This window comes from Eubacterium sp. 14-2 (assembly GCF_000403845.2).
Taxonomy (GTDB): Bacteria; Bacillota; Clostridia; order Lachnospirales; family Lachnospiraceae; genus Petralouisia.
The window spans coordinates 1,352,106-1,368,293 of sequence record NZ_KE159567.1 but is presented as its reverse complement, the minus strand read 5'-3'; the positions used below and the strand labels follow the sequence as shown (position 1 = coordinate 1,368,293).

General features: G+C 45.1%; 16 protein-coding genes. 3 read left to right on the top strand and 13 right to left on the bottom strand.

The genetic code is table 11. The features are described 5' to 3' along the window. Positions 1-7 precede the first annotated feature (7 nt). Both C805_RS27000 and C805_RS13465 read left to right on the top strand, forming a co-directional pair. Complete coding sequence (locus C805_RS27000) at positions 8-472, top strand: transposase (protein ID WP_371197644.1); 465 nt, start codon at positions 8-10, stop codon at positions 470-472. A 56-nt stretch (positions 473-528) separates the two neighbouring features. Beyond that, positions 529-714 carry a hypothetical protein gene (locus C805_RS13465; protein ID WP_022751076.1) on the top strand — a complete coding sequence of 62 codons (186 nt, stop codon included), beginning with the start codon at positions 529-531 and terminating at the stop codon, positions 712-714. A gap of 264 nt (positions 715-978) precedes the next feature. Here C805_RS13465 and C805_RS13460 read toward each other — a convergent pair whose 3' ends face one another. From C805_RS13460 to C805_RS13415, 11 genes are all read right to left on the bottom strand, one after another. After that, complete coding sequence (locus C805_RS13460) at positions 979-1,851, bottom strand: DegV family protein (RefSeq protein WP_016214419.1); 873 nt, start codon at positions 1,849-1,851, stop codon at positions 979-981. 77 nt (positions 1,852-1,928) lie between these two features. Then, positions 1,929-2,285, bottom strand: coding sequence for an Hpt domain-containing protein (locus tag C805_RS25195; RefSeq protein WP_016214418.1), 357 nt, complete (start codon positions 2,283-2,285; stop codon positions 1,929-1,931). Then, positions 2,282-3,385 (bottom strand): HD domain-containing phosphohydrolase, encoded by a 1,104-nt coding sequence (locus C805_RS13455; RefSeq protein WP_016214417.1) that lies wholly within the window; start codon positions 3,383-3,385, stop codon positions 2,282-2,284. Before C805_RS13455 ends, C805_RS25195 begins: the two co-directional genes overlap by 4 nt. A 12-nt stretch (positions 3,386-3,397) precedes the next feature. After that, positions 3,398-5,515, bottom strand: a complete 2,118-nt coding sequence (locus C805_RS13450; protein ID WP_016214416.1) for a DUF342 domain-containing protein — start codon at positions 5,513-5,515, stop codon at positions 3,398-3,400. 189 nt (positions 5,516-5,704) lie between these two features. Beyond that, positions 5,705-7,330 (bottom strand): chaperonin GroEL, encoded by a 1,626-nt coding sequence (groL, locus tag C805_RS13445; protein WP_016214415.1) that lies wholly within the window; start codon positions 7,328-7,330, stop codon positions 5,705-5,707. Positions 7,331-7,478: 148 nt separating this feature from the next. Further along, positions 7,479-7,766, bottom strand: a complete 288-nt coding sequence (gene groES / locus C805_RS13440; RefSeq protein ID WP_016214414.1) for a co-chaperone GroES — start codon at positions 7,764-7,766, stop codon at positions 7,479-7,481. 498 nt (positions 7,767-8,264) lie between these two features. After that, complete coding sequence (locus tag C805_RS13435; protein ID WP_016214413.1) at positions 8,265-8,747, bottom strand: C-GCAxxG-C-C family protein; 483 nt, start codon at positions 8,745-8,747, stop codon at positions 8,265-8,267. Positions 8,748-8,776: 29 nt separating this feature from the next. After that, a complete protein-coding gene (locus tag C805_RS13430) occupies positions 8,777-9,718 on the bottom strand; it encodes a TIGR03943 family putative permease subunit (RefSeq protein ID WP_016214412.1) in 942 nt (313 codons plus the stop codon). Positions 9,719-9,733: 15 nt separating this feature from the next. Continuing rightward, positions 9,734-10,867, bottom strand: coding sequence for a CobW family GTP-binding protein (locus C805_RS13425; RefSeq protein WP_016214411.1), 1,134 nt, complete (start codon positions 10,865-10,867; stop codon positions 9,734-9,736). A 14-nt stretch (positions 10,868-10,881) separates the two neighbouring features. Further along, positions 10,882-11,790, bottom strand: coding sequence for a DUF2156 domain-containing protein (locus C805_RS13420; RefSeq protein WP_016214410.1), 909 nt, complete (start codon positions 11,788-11,790; stop codon positions 10,882-10,884). A gap of 40 nt (positions 11,791-11,830) precedes the next feature. Next, complete coding sequence (locus C805_RS13415) at positions 11,831-13,567, bottom strand: ABC transporter ATP-binding protein (protein WP_016214409.1); 1,737 nt, start codon at positions 13,565-13,567, stop codon at positions 11,831-11,833. 430 nt (positions 13,568-13,997) lie between these two features. Between C805_RS13415 and C805_RS13410 the strand changes: the two genes are divergently transcribed. After that, positions 13,998-14,636 (top strand): lactate utilization protein, encoded by a 639-nt coding sequence (locus tag C805_RS13410; RefSeq protein ID WP_016214408.1) that lies wholly within the window; start codon positions 13,998-14,000, stop codon positions 14,634-14,636. Between the two features lie 179 nt (positions 14,637-14,815). On the opposite strand, the gene scpB is transcribed toward C805_RS13410, so the two are convergent. Both scpB and C805_RS13400 read right to left on the bottom strand, forming a co-directional pair. Continuing rightward, positions 14,816-15,385, bottom strand: a complete 570-nt coding sequence (gene scpB, locus C805_RS13405) for an SMC-Scp complex subunit ScpB (RefSeq protein WP_016214407.1) — start codon at positions 15,383-15,385, stop codon at positions 14,816-14,818. A 14-nt stretch (positions 15,386-15,399) separates the two neighbouring features. Next, a complete protein-coding gene (locus C805_RS13400; protein ID WP_016214406.1) occupies positions 15,400-16,161 on the bottom strand; it encodes a segregation and condensation protein A in 762 nt (253 codons plus the stop codon). Positions 16,162-16,188: the final 27 nt, after the last annotated feature.

The following is a 16,188-nucleotide window of genomic DNA, read 5'->3' as shown; positions in this document are numbered from 1 at the left end:
ACCCAATCTGTGTGACCCCAAAACAGCAATCAAATATATCGAACGTTATCCTGGCCGGCCACCCATTGCCACCTCCGGAATCGACAGCTACGATGGCAGTATGGTTACTTTCCACTACAACCGTCACGAAGATGAAAAATATGTGCAGGAAACCATCCCGGCTATGGATTTCATCAAACGTCTGATCCGCCATATCCCGGAAAAACACTTTAAAATGATCCGCTATGGCGGACTCTATGCAAGACACCGGGCGATTGATTCAAAACTCTATCGGGCTATATCCAAAAGCAAACATCACATATACCGAAGTTTTAACCAATGGCGCACCGCCATTCTTTCTTCCTTCGGCTATGATCCTCTGGAATGCCCTGACTGCAAACACAAAATGACGGTTCTTGAACTCTATTATAACCACAAGCGCGTATCCCTCAAAGAATTATACGAGAAAGCAATGTCCAAATCTCGTGGGTAGCGTTCCTCTGCATGATTTTTTTCTGCAATCTGTGATATAATCCCCTAAAAGGAGGGTTGCATACCATAAAACCAGATGTTGAGGAATTGCGCAAAAAATACATCGAAAATCCTCCAGAAGGAATGACATCTACGGACATTCGCCGCATGAGCGAAGATGATCTTCTGGATATGGATTATTTCTTAAATGAAGACGACTTGTTTGCTGACGAAGCTGGTGTAGAAGATTTTTATATCTTCTAAATCGTGTCGTCTTATTGCCATTCCCTTGCAAGAATTTATCTGACATACGTTCGGTAAACTCTTGTTTTTTCGAAGCATGAAAAATCGAATTTTCCTATTATAGAACAAAGTGCAGTCACACCGTGACTCTTCTACTCGCACGAATGCCATAAGAGCTTTTGATAGCTCGGACACTACTGCAGCATGATTCCCTCTGCGTCGGTACATACCTTAATTTTTGTCAGAATACTAAAATTCTACACTTTCATCCCGCAATCTGTTCTTTCAGTCGGAAGAAAGTTTTCTGGTACATGCAAGCGCCAGAGATCCCGGTCCGATATGGCATGCTACGCTCAGAGACAGAGGATCCACCATCTTTATATCCCCTTTGGGAAATACTTCCTGTACCTGAGCCTTAAATTCCAGAGCTGCCTCCCGGTCTTTGGTATAAGCAATAAAAAGATTCATATTTTCCCCTGTTTCGTCTCCGAAACGTTTGGTAAAATCATTTCTGACTGCCTCTGTCATAATATTCTTTGCCTGCTTCAAAGTTCTGGCTTTGGCAAAAGCATCCAGTTTATCTCCCTGAATCTGAAGCACCGGTTTGAGCTTCAGCAAAGTGCCCAGCGCTGCTGCTGCCGGTGTGACTCTTCCTCCTTTTTTCAGATAATACAGCGTATCTACCATAATATAAATACTGGAATCAAACTTTGTTTTTTCCAGATAATTTTTAATTTCTTCTGCGTTTAATCCTCGTTTTACCAGCTCTGCCGCATCCAGTACGGATTGTTTCTGGGTAACGGAAATACGCTGGTTATTCACCACCTGGACCCGTCCCTCGTATTCCTGGGACAACATGATGGCTGTCTCGCAGGAGCTGCTCAACCCGCTGGACATGGGAATATGCACAATTTCCTCATACTCTTTCAGCAGACTGTCCCACAAATCTGTCACAGACCCTACTGCCGGCATGGAAGTGGAAATTTCCGCATCATTTTCCAGTTTTTCATAAAATTGTTCCTGTGTTAAATCAATATCTTCAAAATATGTCTCTCCATTTATAAAAAATGGCATGGGCAGCACATTTACTCCATATTCTTTCGCCTGTTCCTGGGTAATTCCGCTGTTACTGTCCGTTACAACTGCAATTTTTCCCACCTGAGTAGTCCTCCTTTGATTTTTCTACCCATCATTGTATCACAATCTTTCTTCTGGTACAATGGTACATATTTCTTTTAGCCTATTTTCTGAATCACGTCCATTACGCTGGTATAGGCGTTCCTCACTGCCTCCATGTCTGTTTCAATGCCATCGTAATTCTGGCTGCGCAGTTTTTCCACCACAACAATATCTGCTTCCATCAGTTTTTCCATTCCCAGATTACCTGCTACTCCTTTCAGGGTGTGAGCACAATGAAAGGCCTCTTCATATTTCTGTTCTCCCAGCGCTTTTTCCAGTCCTTCAAAATTCTTATCTGCCTTAAACTTAATCAGCAGCCTTTCTAACAGCATTTCATTGTTCATCAGACGCTCCAGCGCCTCTTTCATATTTACACCTGCCGCGCTTAATTCTTCTTTTATCTCCTGATTCATACCTTTTCCTCCCTTTCTTCTGCATCAATTGTTTCAATTTCTTTTCTGGACATACGGAAACATTCCATAATCTTCGGTGAAAAAATTCCGCATTCGCCGCCCAGAACCATGTAATATGCTTCTTCCCTGGAATATGCCCGTTTGTAAATACGTTCACTGATCAGCGCATGATAGGCATCCACCACAGATACAATCTGGGCGGAAATCGGTATTTCATCTCCTTTCAGTCCTTCCGGATATCCTTTTCCATCGTAACGCTCATGGTGATACCGACAGATTTCCATACTTTTCCTGTGATCATCAGAAGTCTGAATATCCTTCATCATTTTCATGATTTCACACCCTTTGGTGGTGTGGGATTTCATATATTCTTTTTCTTCTCTGGTGAGTTTTGCCGGTTTAAACAGTACATGGTCCGATATCAGAAGTTTTCCGATATCCCGCAGGGACGCCAGTTCTGCAATGGCTTCCACATCTGCGTCTGTCAGTTTATATTCCGGATAATGAGCCTGCACTTTCCTGCCGATAATTCTGCTGATTTCCCTTACGATTTGTGTATTTTCATCAAATTCCGGATAATGGTGCTCCAGAATATTACATACAATATCTATCATCTTCTGGCTGGATTTTTTCAGTTTTTCTGTCTGCAGTTTCATTACCGCATACTGTTTGCGCAGAAGATGATTCTGCTCCTGTACTTTTTCTTCCATATGATTCTTATGCTGGTACAGAGAAATATTATTTTCCACGCGTTTTCGGACCACATCTGCATCAAAGGGCTTGCGTATCATGTCAGAGGCTCCCATGCCAATACATTTTTTCTCTGTTTCTGTGGACTGTTCGGCAGTAACCACCAGTACCGGAATATGGTTCATCCATCTCTTCCGTATCATTTCTTCCAGAACCCTGCTTCCATCCTCATCGGATAGGTGCCAGTCCAGTAACACAGCGGCGATCTCTCCGGAACTTTTTTCCAGTATCCGGAGTGTGTTCTTTACATCTGCTGCTTCCAGAATCTCATATTCCCTGCGGAAAATTTCTGCCAGAATTAAACGGTTGCTTTCCACATCATCCACAATCAACATTTTATGACGGTTCATACTGTTTCCTCCTTAATTCCGGAATACACCGATTTCTTTGTTAGACAGGCGGACTGTGACATTTCTCACGGAGCTGGCCGCAGTCCACTGCATTCCGTTCATCTGCACCACAGTTCCGGCGTTCAGGATACCGTATACCATCATCTTTGCTTCATTTGCTTTGTTCCGCTTTTCCTCCAGTTCTTTTGTACGTTCCACCTGCTGTTCCATCTGTTTGCGTTTGATATAAGTGGCCTGTTCTACCTTCAGATACAGTTCCATCTCGTTGCGTACTTCCGGCGGATACTGTTTCTGGAGCTTTCTGTATGCTTCCTCAAATATTTCCAGCTCAGACTGAAACTTTTTCAGTTTCATTTCCGCTTCTTCTTCTTTTTCAATCATTGCTTTGCTGACGCCAAGAGAGATGTTCGTCAAAAGTCCGGCCCGGTTTCCGATATGGTGGGCTTTTATTCCATTTACTGCCGCTGCATTACCGCCGATAATAGCCCCTTTGCTTCCGGAAATCACAATCTCTTTTCCTGCTATCATGTTGCTGCTCATCACATAATTGGCATAAATTCCCCCGTTGGCTGTCAGTGTTGCACTTTCAAAAAATTTACCATGGATATCTTCGGCTGACTCTATCACAGCCAGACCGCCGCCGGATACACCGTTTTTAATTACAATCCGTTTCCCGCCCTGCAGATGTGCTGCTTCCACATTTCCTTCTATAATGAGTTCATCCTTTGACTGGATTACCACGCCGCTTCCCACATTTCCTTTTACCCAGATACTCCCATTGAAACGCAGATTCCCTGTGGATATGGTCACTTCTGTTACCACCAGCAGCGGCTGAATGGTAATTTCATTATTTTTCAGTTCAATTTTTCCGGATTCCCTTGCAATATAAGTCTTTTTATCCTGAGAAAGAAGAAATCCTCTTCCTTTCAGCATTTGCTTTTCCTGACCGCCCTGGGCAGGAAGTTCGGTTCCGTCTACCATCCTTCCTCCGATTCCGGGCTGAGCTTCATGATACACCGCTATTACCTGTCCGGCTTTCACCTGTTCAAAATACACCGTATTCTGGTAATCGATGGAGCCATCCTGACGAATTGCCGGAATCTGCGGAATTCCTGTCCGGAAAAAGAATTCATAATATCCATCCCGTCCCCGTTCCGGCCGCACTCCCTCTGCCGCCAGAAATCTTACGGTACCCTGTTCTGCTTCTTTCAGTTTCTTTTCTATTTCATCCTGACGAATTCCAAATACCACATTTTCTTTTGCCAGAAGCCGCATAATTTCATTTTTACTTTTGACTGTTCCTTTCTCCAGCGTAATGTAGGCTTCCATTTTATCCTGACTGACCGTTACCACACATTCTGACGCCTGGCGTGCCTGTTCCTCCAACATTTCCAACTGGAAATCTCTGTGTTCGGCCTGTTTTACCTGTTCCAGCATTTTCATACGCATCTGTTTCATTTCTCTGGCAGAATACATCAGGCTCTCATAGGCAGATACATCCAGTCCTTCTTCCAGCCCCAGACGGATTTCACGCATCTGCTGCCAGCGGTACAGTTCTTTTGCATAATGAGATACATCCACACGTCGTTCCAGTCCCAGTCGGATTTCGCGCATCTGCTGCCAGCCAAAATGTATCCTGGCATAAACAGACACATCCAGTCCTTCTTCCACACCCAGACGGATTTCACGCAGAGATTCTCCCAGAAATTCTTTAATCAAATGCCTGCTGATATCTGCCTTGTGTTCCAGCCCCAGACGGATTTCCTCCAGCTGGTCCGGCTCATATCCCTGCTCAATATAAGAAAAAATATCCACGTGCCCCAGTTTTGCCTTACGAATCTGGCGCAGATATCCTGCTTCCAGTTCCTGATGTCTGGACAAATCCAGTCCTTCTTTCAGCCCCTTGCGAATCTGGCGCATACGGTCATAGGAAATTTCAGGTTTGGCATAAGAGGATACATCCAGTCCCCGTTCCAGCCCTTTTTTGATTTCTTCCATCTGAAACCAGTCATAATTTACTGAAGTATACCAGGATACATCCAGTCCTTTCTCCAGCCCCTGTCGGATTTCTTCCATCTGCCCCTTATCAAATCCCATAGATTCATATTTTCTGATCAGCTGACTGTTCACTTTTTCCCATTCTCCTCCATAATTATTCTCCTGTTCCTTAATTTTATGGTAAAATCACCGGACTGTCAATAAAAAAGAATATACTGCACTTATCAGACCGCAGTAAAACAGACATTCCTGTATGACAAAAAGAACTGCGGAAGTACAATACTTCTACAGTCCTTTTTATCTCTCATGGTATCCGGGAAATTACATCATTCCCATTCCGCCTGCGCCGCCTGCCGGCATTGCCGGTACATCTTCTTTGATGTTTGCCACTACTGACTCTGTGGTCAGCAGAGTGGAAGCTACGGAGGTAGCGTTCTGCAGTGCGCTTCTGGTCACCTTCACCGGATCCAGAATTCCTGCTTCTACCATATTTACATATTCTTCTTTTGTTGCGTCAAAGCCTACGCCCGGCTCAGATTCTTTTACTTTGTTAATAATTACCGCACCTTCCAGTCCTGCATTTGCGGCAATGTAGAACAGCGGGGATTCCAGCGCTTTCAAAATTACTTTTGCTCCGGTTTTCTCATCTCCGTCCATGCCCTCTGCCAGTGCTGCCACTTCTTTTGCTGCATGAATGTATGCGGAACCGCCGCCTGCGATAATTCCTTCTTCTACTGCTGCTCTGGTGGAATTCAGAGCGTCTTCCATGCGGAGTTTGCTTTCTTTCATTTCAGTCTCAGTTGCTGCTCCTACCCGGATAACTGCTACGCCGCCTGCCAGTTTTGCCAGTCTTTCCTGCAGTTTTTCTTTATCAAATTCAGAGGTAGTCTCTTCAATCTGTGTTCTGATCTGTGCAATTCTTGCGGAAATAGCATCTTTATTGCCCTCTCCGTCTACAATAATGGTGTTTTCTTTCTGTACTTTTACAGATTTTGCACGTCCCAGCTGATCCATGGTGGTTTCTTTTAACTCAAGGCCTACTTCCTCGGAAATCACCTGGCCGCCTGTAAGGATTGCAATATCCTCCAGCATTGCTTTTCTTCTGTCGCCATATCCCGGTGCTTTTACAGCCACTACGTTAAAAGTGCCGCGGAGTTTATTTACAATCAATGTGGTAAGAGCTTCGCCCTCAATATCTTCAGCGATAATCAGCAGTCTTGCTCCGGACTGTACCACCTGCTCCAGCAAAGGCAGGATTTCCTGAATATTGCTGATTTTCTTATCAGTAATCAGGATATAGGGATCATCCAGAACTGCTTCCATTTTATCCATGTCAGTTGCCATATATGCGGAAATATATCCACGGTCAAACTGCATACCTTCTACCAGATCCAGCTCTGTCTGCATGGTTTTGGATTCTTCAATGGTGATAACACCGTCGTTAGACACTTTTTCCATAGCGTCTGCCACCAGATTTCCTACTTCTTCATCTCCTGCAGAGATAGCTGCCACTTTTGCAATCTGGTCTTTGCCGTTTACTTTCTGGCTCATGGCTGCAATGGATTCAATGGCTTTCTCGGTAGCTTTCTTCATGCCCCGGCGCAGAACGATTGGATTTGCACCTGCTTCCAGGTTCTTCATACCTTCTTTAATCATTGCCTGTGCCAGAACAGTAGCTGTGGTGGTTCCGTCTCCGGCAACGTCGTTAGTCTTTGTCGCCACTTCTTTTACAAGCTGTGCGCCCATATTCTCAAATGCGTCTTCCAGCTCAATTTCTTTTGCAATGGTCACACCGTCATTGGTAATCAGAGGTGCGCCGAAAGATTTATCCAGTACCACATTTCTTCCTTTTGGTCCCAGGGTTACTCTTACGGTATCTGCCAGTTTATCCACACCGGCTTCTAATGCTGCTCTGGCTTCTGTGCCATATTTTAATTCTTTTGCCATGATAGTTCGTCTCCTTCTATATATGTTATGTGATTTTTACCTGTTCTGTTAAGGAAGCTCTGTCTGCCAGCCTGAGCCCATGGCTTCGCCAGCCTTACAGAACTACCCCGCAGCGGGCTCTGCCTTCCTTTCCGGCCCGTTGGCTGTTTTAATTTTCTACAATTGCAAGAATATCATTCTGTTTTACAATAATGAACTCTTCCCCTTCAATTTTCACTTCATTTCCTGCATATTTGGAGTAGATAACTTTATCGCCTTCTTTTACCTGCATGGTTACTTCTTTACCATCTACCATTCCGCCAGGGCCTACTGCCACAACTTCTGCTTCCTGAGGTTTCTCCTGTGCACTTCCTGCCAGAATAATACCGGACTTGGTGGTTTCCTCTGCTTCGCACTGTTTTAATACAACTCTGTCGCCTAACGGTACTAATTTCATTACAATTCCTCCTTAAACTGCGTCTCTGTTCTATACTTTTCTTTTAGTTATTAGCACTCATTTATATCGAGTGCTAATCGCTTATGTACATAATTTAGCACTCCCTATTTTCTTTGTCAATATCCATTTTCAGATTTTATAAAAAGTTTAGATTTTGAAATTATTCAGAACCCCATGGAAATCGAAACTCAGGCTATTCAAATTTATTTGACAAAGACTGAGTTTCGATTTCCATGAGGGGGCTTAGCCCACAGCCGCAGGCAGAAGCCTCTCCTGAGGCGTATGGCAGCTCTGCTGACATGGCTGCGGCAGGGGTTCTGAATAATAACAGTTCAGCCATAGAAAAACAGAACATGCAGATTTATCTGCAATGAGCTGTTTTTCTGCTTTCCTATGGGCGGGACGCACATACAGCCTCAGACAGAAGCAGCAAAGCTGCGACTGACTGCCACGCAGGCAGGTCTGAGGCCTGTATGGCTGAACTGTGGTCAGCTGAAATTATTCAGAATATCCTTCCAGCGGATGTTCCTCTATATATTGCTCCATAATGGCTGCCGCCATACGCACTAATTTCCCGCAGGGGCGTTTTTTATAGTATTCTTCCGTTCTTTCAGCCGGCGCCGGTACATCTTTTTTACGGTTCAGCCCCAGCAGGTCCCGGCAGACAATGGAACCATTTTCTTTCTCGAATGCTGCAGCAAGCTGCTGAATCCTCTCATAATGTTCTTTTTTCCCCCGAGCATCTCCGGGCGTATCGTACCCGTACAAAACTCCGGCCACCAGAAACATGCCGCTGACGGAGCCGCAGACCTCTCTCAGCCTGCCCATCCCGCCGCCAAAAGAAGAACTGAGTCTGGCTGCGGTCTTCTCATCCATACCGTGCAAATCTGAGAAGGCCAGAAAAACTGCCTGACTGCAGTTATATCCTTTTTTGAAATTATCTTCTGCTCTCTGTCCATATCTGCTCTCTTCAAAATTCATTTTTCTTCTCCTGATTCCCAATCACTTTATCAGCTGAAATAAATCAGCTCATCTTCCGGCTTTTCTGCCGGCTGTATCTCCAGTGCATACAGAACAGGGCCCTTTCCCCTGTATTCCAGTGCAAATTCATTCTTCATTTCCGCGGTAATGGTAATCCATGATTTGTGGGAAATCTCTGAGGCTTTGTCATATTTGCATTTGAATCCCACAAAGGTAATATCATCCGCGCAGCAGGTCATGGCAAACCTGCCCGGAATAAACACGCCCTTTTTCAGTTTCTCCGGACGATACACCAGCGCCAGAAACCGTACCTTTTTTCCTTCATATTTCTTCGGATTGTCCAGTGCGTCCATATACCAGATACCGTAATCCATGTCAGTAATCTCAATCACTTCCTGATTCAGGTCGTAGGGCAGCTCTTCCATATCATTTTCATCTATGGTTCCGTCCTCCCGCTCATAGGCAATCTGAGCTTTCCGGTTCAGCACCTTAATGGCCCGGCGGAATTTTCCTTTTGGAGTATCCTCTGTACAGCGGTTGATAATCACCACGTCTGCTGCAAAAAGCTGCTCCATAATCATGGCCCGCATATTGGCCAGATACATTTCAAAAGTGGAAGCGTCCACTGTAGCCAGGGACTGTACCAGCACCCAGTTTTTGGGAAGGTCCATTTCCAGAAATGTGGACATCTGCCAGGTTCCGTTGTATTCGATGAATACCTGATCCGGATGGTACGCTGTGCCAAGCTCCGTCAGTTTTTCTTTGGTAAATTCCGTTTCTTCTTCTATCATTACCAGCCTGGTGTTGACTTTCTGTAATTCCTCTTCTTCAAATTCCACTTCTCCGTCTTCGCAGAGAATCAGCAGCGTTTTTCCATTTTCACTGAAGTCCCCGTCAATCAGCGTTTCCCGTATCAGAGAACTTTTTCCGCTGTCCATAAAGCCGGAAAACAAATATACCGGAATTTCCATCTTTTCACACCCTTCCTATATTCCAAACAGTTCCGCCAGCTTCTCTTCTTCCATATCTGTTCCTATAACACAGAGTCTTCCGGTGTAATCCGGTTCTCCGGTACGCAGCTCATATTCACCGTCCACCATGTCAAAATAAATCCAGGTTCCATCTTCTGCAGGAACCATGCCCTTTGCCCTGAGAATGGTACCGTAATCTTCTGTATCGCAAAACGCTTTCATGGCATGTTCAATGGTATCTCTGGTAAATACATGGGGCGTCTCTCTGCCCCAGCTTGTGAACACTTCGTCTGCATGGTGATGTCCATGATGATGCCCATGCTCGTGGTCATGACAGCCGCAGGTACGGTCCGCTCCATGCTCGTGGTTATGCTCATGGTGGTGTTCATGCCCGTGGTCGTGTTCATGATGGTGCTCGTGGTCATGTCCATGCTGATGATGGTGTTCATGCTCATGATGGTGTTCATGCTCGTGATCATGACAGCCGCAGGTACAGTCCGCTCCATGCTCATGATGATGCTCATGTTCTTCCATCAGTTCTTCTTCCAGAGACTTCTGCTGTTCAATGACTTTATAAATCTGTTTTCCGTCAATTTCACTCCAGGGCGTTGTAATCACAGCCCCATCCGGATTTTTTTCCCGTATGGCTTTTACCACCAGTTCCGTCTGCTCCGGTTTCACATTCTGAGTACGGCTTAACACAATTACCGTGGCATATTCAATCTGATTGTTAAAAAATTCACCAAAGGCTTTCATCTGTTTTGTGGCTTTGGCTGTATTTACCACAGTAATGCGCCCGTTCAGTTTTACTTCGTTTTCTTCTTCCACTTCCCGCACAGATTTCATTACATCGGAAAGTTTTCCCACGCCGGAAGGCTCAATGAGAATCCGGTCCGGATGGAACCGCTCCATAACCTCCCGCAAATTTTTTCCAAAATCCCCCACCAGGGAACAGCAGATACAGCCGGAATTCAGCTCACTGATTTCAATACCGGAATCCTTAAGAAATCCACCGTCAATGCCGATTTCTCCGAATTCATTTTCAATCAGAACAATTTTTTCTCCCTGAAATACATCTTCCAGCATTTTTTTGATAAAAGTTGTCTTTCCTGCCCCCAGAAATCCTGAGATAATATCAATTTTTGTCATTATTTTCCCTCCATTTACTCACAATACGTTACCATGCCTTTTTCCACCAGAAATACCGGACGGTAGGACAGCTTCGCTTTCCGCAGCCCTTCTGCCCCTGTATCTTCTTCCCGGTTCACATACTGGTAATCCTGAGCTTCATGAGCCACAAACTGCTGATTTATCATGGGATATGCCCCCTGAATCTCTGCAAATGCTTTCTCAATGTGCACAACAAAGGTGTCGGGATTCAAAGGTTCCCCGATGGTAAATGCAATAATCTCCCCTTCCTGCTCTGTCCGCAGCAGACCGCCCTTCAGATGAAGCTCCTCCAGCAGGCGCAGCGCATTCAGAGTCACGCACATTTCCGCCCGTTTTTCCTCGTCCTGATCGCATTCTGCTTCCTCACGCCATTTCAGGGCCATCTGGAAACACTCTTCCACATTTTCCCCGGTTATGGGTTCGTACACCCAGTCCGGATAGTTTTCCTTAAACTTGTTGATATGGTTTCGCTTTCCATGCAGCTTTTTGCCTGCCAGGGTGGTAAGTTTCTCCGTTTCATACACATAATCGGCGGAATCCCTGTCATATTCAATCTGAAATTTTCCCGGATACCACTGTTCCAGCAATTCAAATTCCTGTTCCTGTACCAGATGCATATGGAATTCTTTCTGCTGCTTCAAAAACCAGTTCATCATCACATCCATTGCCTTATGAATCTGTTCCGGCTCTCCCGCCGGAAATGTAATGCTGGGTTCTCCATCATCCATAGTCCCCCGGAATACCAGCGTATCTTCCACTACCGCAAAATCTGTGGGATATTTCCGGCTCCAGAGGTAAATATTCGGAAAAATCAGTTCACAGCTCCGATACGTTTTCCGATTCAGGTAGCTTTCAATTAATTCCCGGTCTTCCAGTCCGATTTTCTTAAATTCGATATCCATAAATCTCCTGTCCGGCGGCTGTATGCCGCCTTCTTCTCTCTTATCCGGCAAACTGCATACTGTAGAGTTTTGCATAAATGCCGTCTTTTTCCAGTAATTCCCTGTGACTTCCTTCTTCCTCAATTCCGCTGTCCGTCAGCACCAGTATTTTCTGAGCATTCCGTATGGTGGACAGACGGTGGGCAATCACAAAGGTAGTGCGGTTTTTCGCCAGTTTTTCCAGAGATTCCTGCACCACTTTTTCACTTTCGTTATCCAGCGCCGATGTTGCCTCGTCAAATATCAGTATGGGCGGATTTTTCAAAAATACCCTTGCAATGGACAATCTCTGCTTCTGTCCACCGGAAAGTTTCACGCCCCGCTGTCCGATATCCGTATCATATCCGTCCGGCAGAGCCATAATAAATTCATGGGCATTGGCGCTTTTGGCTGCTTCCACCACCTCTTCTCTGGTGGCGCCGGGCCTGCCGTAACGGATATTGTCCATTACTGTTCCCACAAACAGGTACACATCCTGCTGCACAATGCCGATCTGACTGCGCAGGCTCTTTAACGTCACATCCCGGATGTCCTGCCCGTCAATTTTCACCGCGCCTCCCGTTACATCATAAAACCGCGGAATCAGGCTGCACAGGGTACTTTTTCCCGCACCGGAAGAACCCACCAGAGCCATATAGGCTCCTGCCTCCACGTCCAGGTTAATGTGATTCAGCACCGTTTCCGTATTTTCTTCATAATGGAAAGATACATTGTCAAAAGAAATATCTCCTCTGACATTTTTCAGTTCTACAGCATCCGGCCTGTCCGCAATATCGGGTGCAACAGCCATCATTTCCATAAAACGCTCATACCCGGTATAACCGTTCTGGAACTGCTCGGTAAAGTTAATCAGCTTTTTCACCGGCTCGGTAAAGGTATTAATATACAGAAGAAACGTAATCAGATCCGTCACGCTGACCTGCCCTTTCGTAATCAGCACTGCCCCCGCCACCAGCACCACAATGGTTATCAGCGTGGTCAGAGCCCCAAGACCGGAATGATAACCGGCCATATAATGATAACTGTTCTTTTTGGCAGCCAGAAATCCCTGATTTCCCTCTTCGAATTTGTCCAGTTCCACGTCCTCGTTTGCAAAAGATTTTACCACCCGGATACCTGAGAGATTGTCCTCAATCTGACTGTTGATCTCTGCAATTTTTACCCGATTGCGTTTAAAGGCCCGTTTCATCCTGGTATTAAAATACATGGCATATACCAGCATCACCGGCACAAAGGCAAAGGCTATCACAGTGAGCTTTACATCAATATTCAGTAAAATAATAAAGGAGCCCGCAATCTTAATGACAGAAATCACCAGATCCTCCGGCCCATGATGCAAAAGTTCGCTGATATCAAACAGATCACTGGTAATTCTGGACATAAGCTGTCCGACTTTCTGATTGTTGAAAAAAGAGAATGACAGCTTCTGATAGTGTCCGAAAATCTCCGCCCGCATGTCATACTCAATCTTTGCTCCCATTACATGTCCGTAATTGGATATAAAATAATTACAGAAACATTCCACTGCCACAAGCGCCAGCATCAGAACTGCCATACCTGCAATTTTATGCAGCGCCGCCCCTGCTTCCATGGTAATCACATGATTTGTAATATAACGTACAATCAAAGGAATTACTAATGTCACCCCTGCACCCAGAATTGCAAAAAACATATCTGCAAGAAACAGAGACAGGTAGGGCCTGTAATAAGATGCCAGCTTTTTTAATTTTCGTTCCATTAAAATCCCCTTTCTCATAAAAATTTCACTGCGGCTCTTTCTGCACAGTCACAAAACACCTGTTATACCATGCAGTTTTCCGCCTACAGGGCATATTATAACACAACTGGTATTTTTTTCAAATCTTTTCAGAGAGCCTTCCTTTTACAGCACCCATGTTCCCGCTTCTGTTTCCCGTCAAAAGAAAAAATAATTTTCTGCCTTATCCATACCTGCCTCCTGTTTCCAGCTCAGGCCAGACGTACTGCCAGCCCTGATACCTTCCATTTTTTCCTTATTATATTCTTTTGTCTCCGTATTCTCAAGATAATTTCCACAATAAAATTGACGACCGGAATCCGATATTTTATAATGAAGAAGAACAGAATCTGTCTTTACATAACAGCGCCTGTGTAAAATATAACAAATTTATCATCGAAAGGAGAAACTCATGACCCCTTCTGAAACCTATTACGAAAATCTTGCAAAAACCACCATGAAAAATCTGGAAAAACGTCATTTTGAGTGCCACTACTGCAAAACTGCCCAGGAGGCAGTAAAGCTGGCTTCTGAGCTGGTGCCCTCTGACAGCACAGTTTCCTTTGGAGGCTCCATGACTCTGGCAGAATCCGGCATGGCTGATATTTTAAAACAGCGCAGCGATATTACACTGCTGGATCGAAGCAAAGCCGGATCCCCGGAAGAAGTAAAGGAAATTTACCACAAATCCCTGAATGCCGACTATTATTTTATGAGCAGCAATGCCATCACGGTGGAGGGAGAACTGGTAAATATCGACGGCACCGGAAACCGGGTGGGCGCCCTGATTTACGGACCGGAACATGTGATTATTCTTGCTGGCATGAATAAAGTAAGCCCCTCCCTGGAAGAGGCAGTTTCCCGTGTGAAAAACGTGGCTTCTCCCCTCAATGCCAACCGGCTGAGCCGGAACACTCCCTGCGCCGCTACCGGACTCTGTTCCGACTGTTTAAGTCCGGACTGTATCTGCTCCCATACCGTCATTACCAGAAAAAGTGCTCCGGAAAAACGGATTAAGATTATTTTAATCGGAGAGCCTCTCGGATATTAAATTTTGCTGCGCAGCATTGTTTTTTTCTTCTATAGGAAATCCAGAGGAATTTCCTATAGAAGAAAAAAATGCGGTCTTCTCTCAGTCGCCAGAGAAGACCGCACCCTTTACCGGATGTTGGAATATATCCGGCACAAAAAAATATTTTACGGCAGATTAACCGTTCCTTCCTGAATCTTTTAAACATTCAGCTTCAGATTCATTTCTTCTTCCGCCTGCTGTTTAAACTCCTCCAGCTGATCCTGGTCCAACACCGGAAGTTCTTCAATAGACTGAACTCCGAAGCTCCTTAAAAATTCCTCTGTGGTGCCAAACAGCAGAGGCCTTCCCGGCGCATCCAGCCTGCCCAGTTCGCAGACCAGATTATATTCCACCAGTTTATTGACTGCATGGGCACAGCTCACTCCGCGTATCTTTTCTATTTCCAGCCTGGTAATGGGCTGCTTGTAGGCAATAATGGAAAGCGTTTCCAAAAGCACATCCGTCAGCACATGGCGTCTGGGCTGTCCGGCAATTTTTATCAGATATTCGTACATCTCTTTTTTGGTACACATCTGGACAGCATTTTCAATTTCCATAATCTCAATTCCGCGGTTTTCCATTTCATACCGCTTCATCATTCCATGTAAAATATCCTGGATTTCTTCCTGGCTGACCTCCAGAACCTCCGCCAGTCTGGACAGTTCCACTGATTCACCCATGGCGAATAAAATCCCCTCAATAATTGCTTCCTGTTTCTCCAAATTCATACTGACCTGACTCCTTATGCCGGCACCTGGCTCTCCTCGCTGTTTGCATAAATAATAATATCATCAAAAATATGTTCCTGAGAAATATGTATCTTTCCTGTTTTCATCAACTCCAGAACAGACAAAAATGTGACGATAATTTCCATTTTACTGCTCTGGGTTTCCAGCAGTCCCCGAAAGCTGAACCGCCTGTGATGCAGTATATACTGTTCCAGATACCCCATACGTTCCTCCAGAGACACTTCTTCCCGCTCAATCTTCCCAAATCGGGAACGGATGGGGTCAACTCTGTCCTCCTGCCTGCGCATCACGGACCTGAAAATCCCGTTGAGTCTCTTTAAAGTCACATCCGTCAGCAGTTCCTGTAAGTCCACCGGCTCCTCATACTGTCTGACTTCCTCCGGAATGGTAGGCATCTTAAACAGCACTTTTTCCGCGTCGATCTGCCTGTCCTTTAATTCGTAAGCCATACACCTGTACATTTTATATTCCAGCAGCTTCTGCACCAGCTCCGCCCTTGGGTCCTCCTCTTCTTCCTCTGTTTCCTCCCTGGGAAGCAGCATTCGGGATTTAATATCAAGAAGCGTGGCAGCCATCACCAGAAATTCACTGACAACATTCAGATCCTGCCGCTGCATTTCACTGATATATTCCATATACTGGCTGGTAATTTCCACAATGGGAATATCATAAATATTTACTTTGTTTTTTTCCAGCAGATGTAAAAGCAGATCCAGAGGACCTTCAAACACCTGCAGCTTTACCGTCAAATCCATACAATCCCTTTCTCAAAACAGCGCTAT

Coding starts and splice junctions, on each gene's coding strand:
- C805_RS13400 (WP_016214406.1), bottom strand. CDS start 16,161: ATGGATTTGACGGTAAAGCTGCAGGTGTTTGAAGGTCCTCTGGATCTG.
- C805_RS13415 (WP_016214409.1), bottom strand. CDS start 13,567: ATGGAACGAAAATTAAAAAAGCTGGCATCTTATTACAGGCCCTACCTG.
- C805_RS13435 (WP_016214413.1), bottom strand. CDS start 8,747: ATGAATTTTGAAGAGAGCAGATATGGACAGAGAGCAGAAGATAATTTC.
- C805_RS25195 (WP_016214418.1), bottom strand. CDS start 2,285: ATGAATCAGGAGATAAAAGAAGAATTAAGCGCGGCAGGTGTAAATATG.
- C805_RS13420 (WP_016214410.1), bottom strand. CDS start 11,790: ATGGATATCGAATTTAAGAAAATCGGACTGGAAGACCGGGAATTAATT.
- groL (WP_016214415.1), bottom strand. CDS start 7,330: ATGGCAAAAGAATTAAAATATGGCACAGAAGCCAGAGCAGCATTAGAA.
- C805_RS13430 (WP_016214412.1), bottom strand. CDS start 9,718: ATGGAAATTCCGGTATATTTGTTTTCCGGCTTTATGGACAGCGGAAAA.
- scpB (WP_016214407.1), bottom strand. CDS start 15,385: ATGAATTTGGAGAAACAGGAAGCAATTATTGAGGGGATTTTATTCGCC.
- C805_RS13455 (WP_016214417.1), bottom strand. CDS start 3,385: ATGAACCGTCATAAAATGTTGATTGTGGATGATGTGGAAAGCAACCGT.
- C805_RS13410 (WP_016214408.1), top strand. CDS start 13,998: ATGACCCCTTCTGAAACCTATTACGAAAATCTTGCAAAAACCACCATG.
- groES (WP_016214414.1), bottom strand. CDS start 7,766: ATGAAATTAGTACCGTTAGGCGACAGAGTTGTATTAAAACAGTGCGAA.
- C805_RS13425 (WP_016214411.1), bottom strand. CDS start 10,867: ATGACAAAAATTGATATTATCTCAGGATTTCTGGGGGCAGGAAAGACA.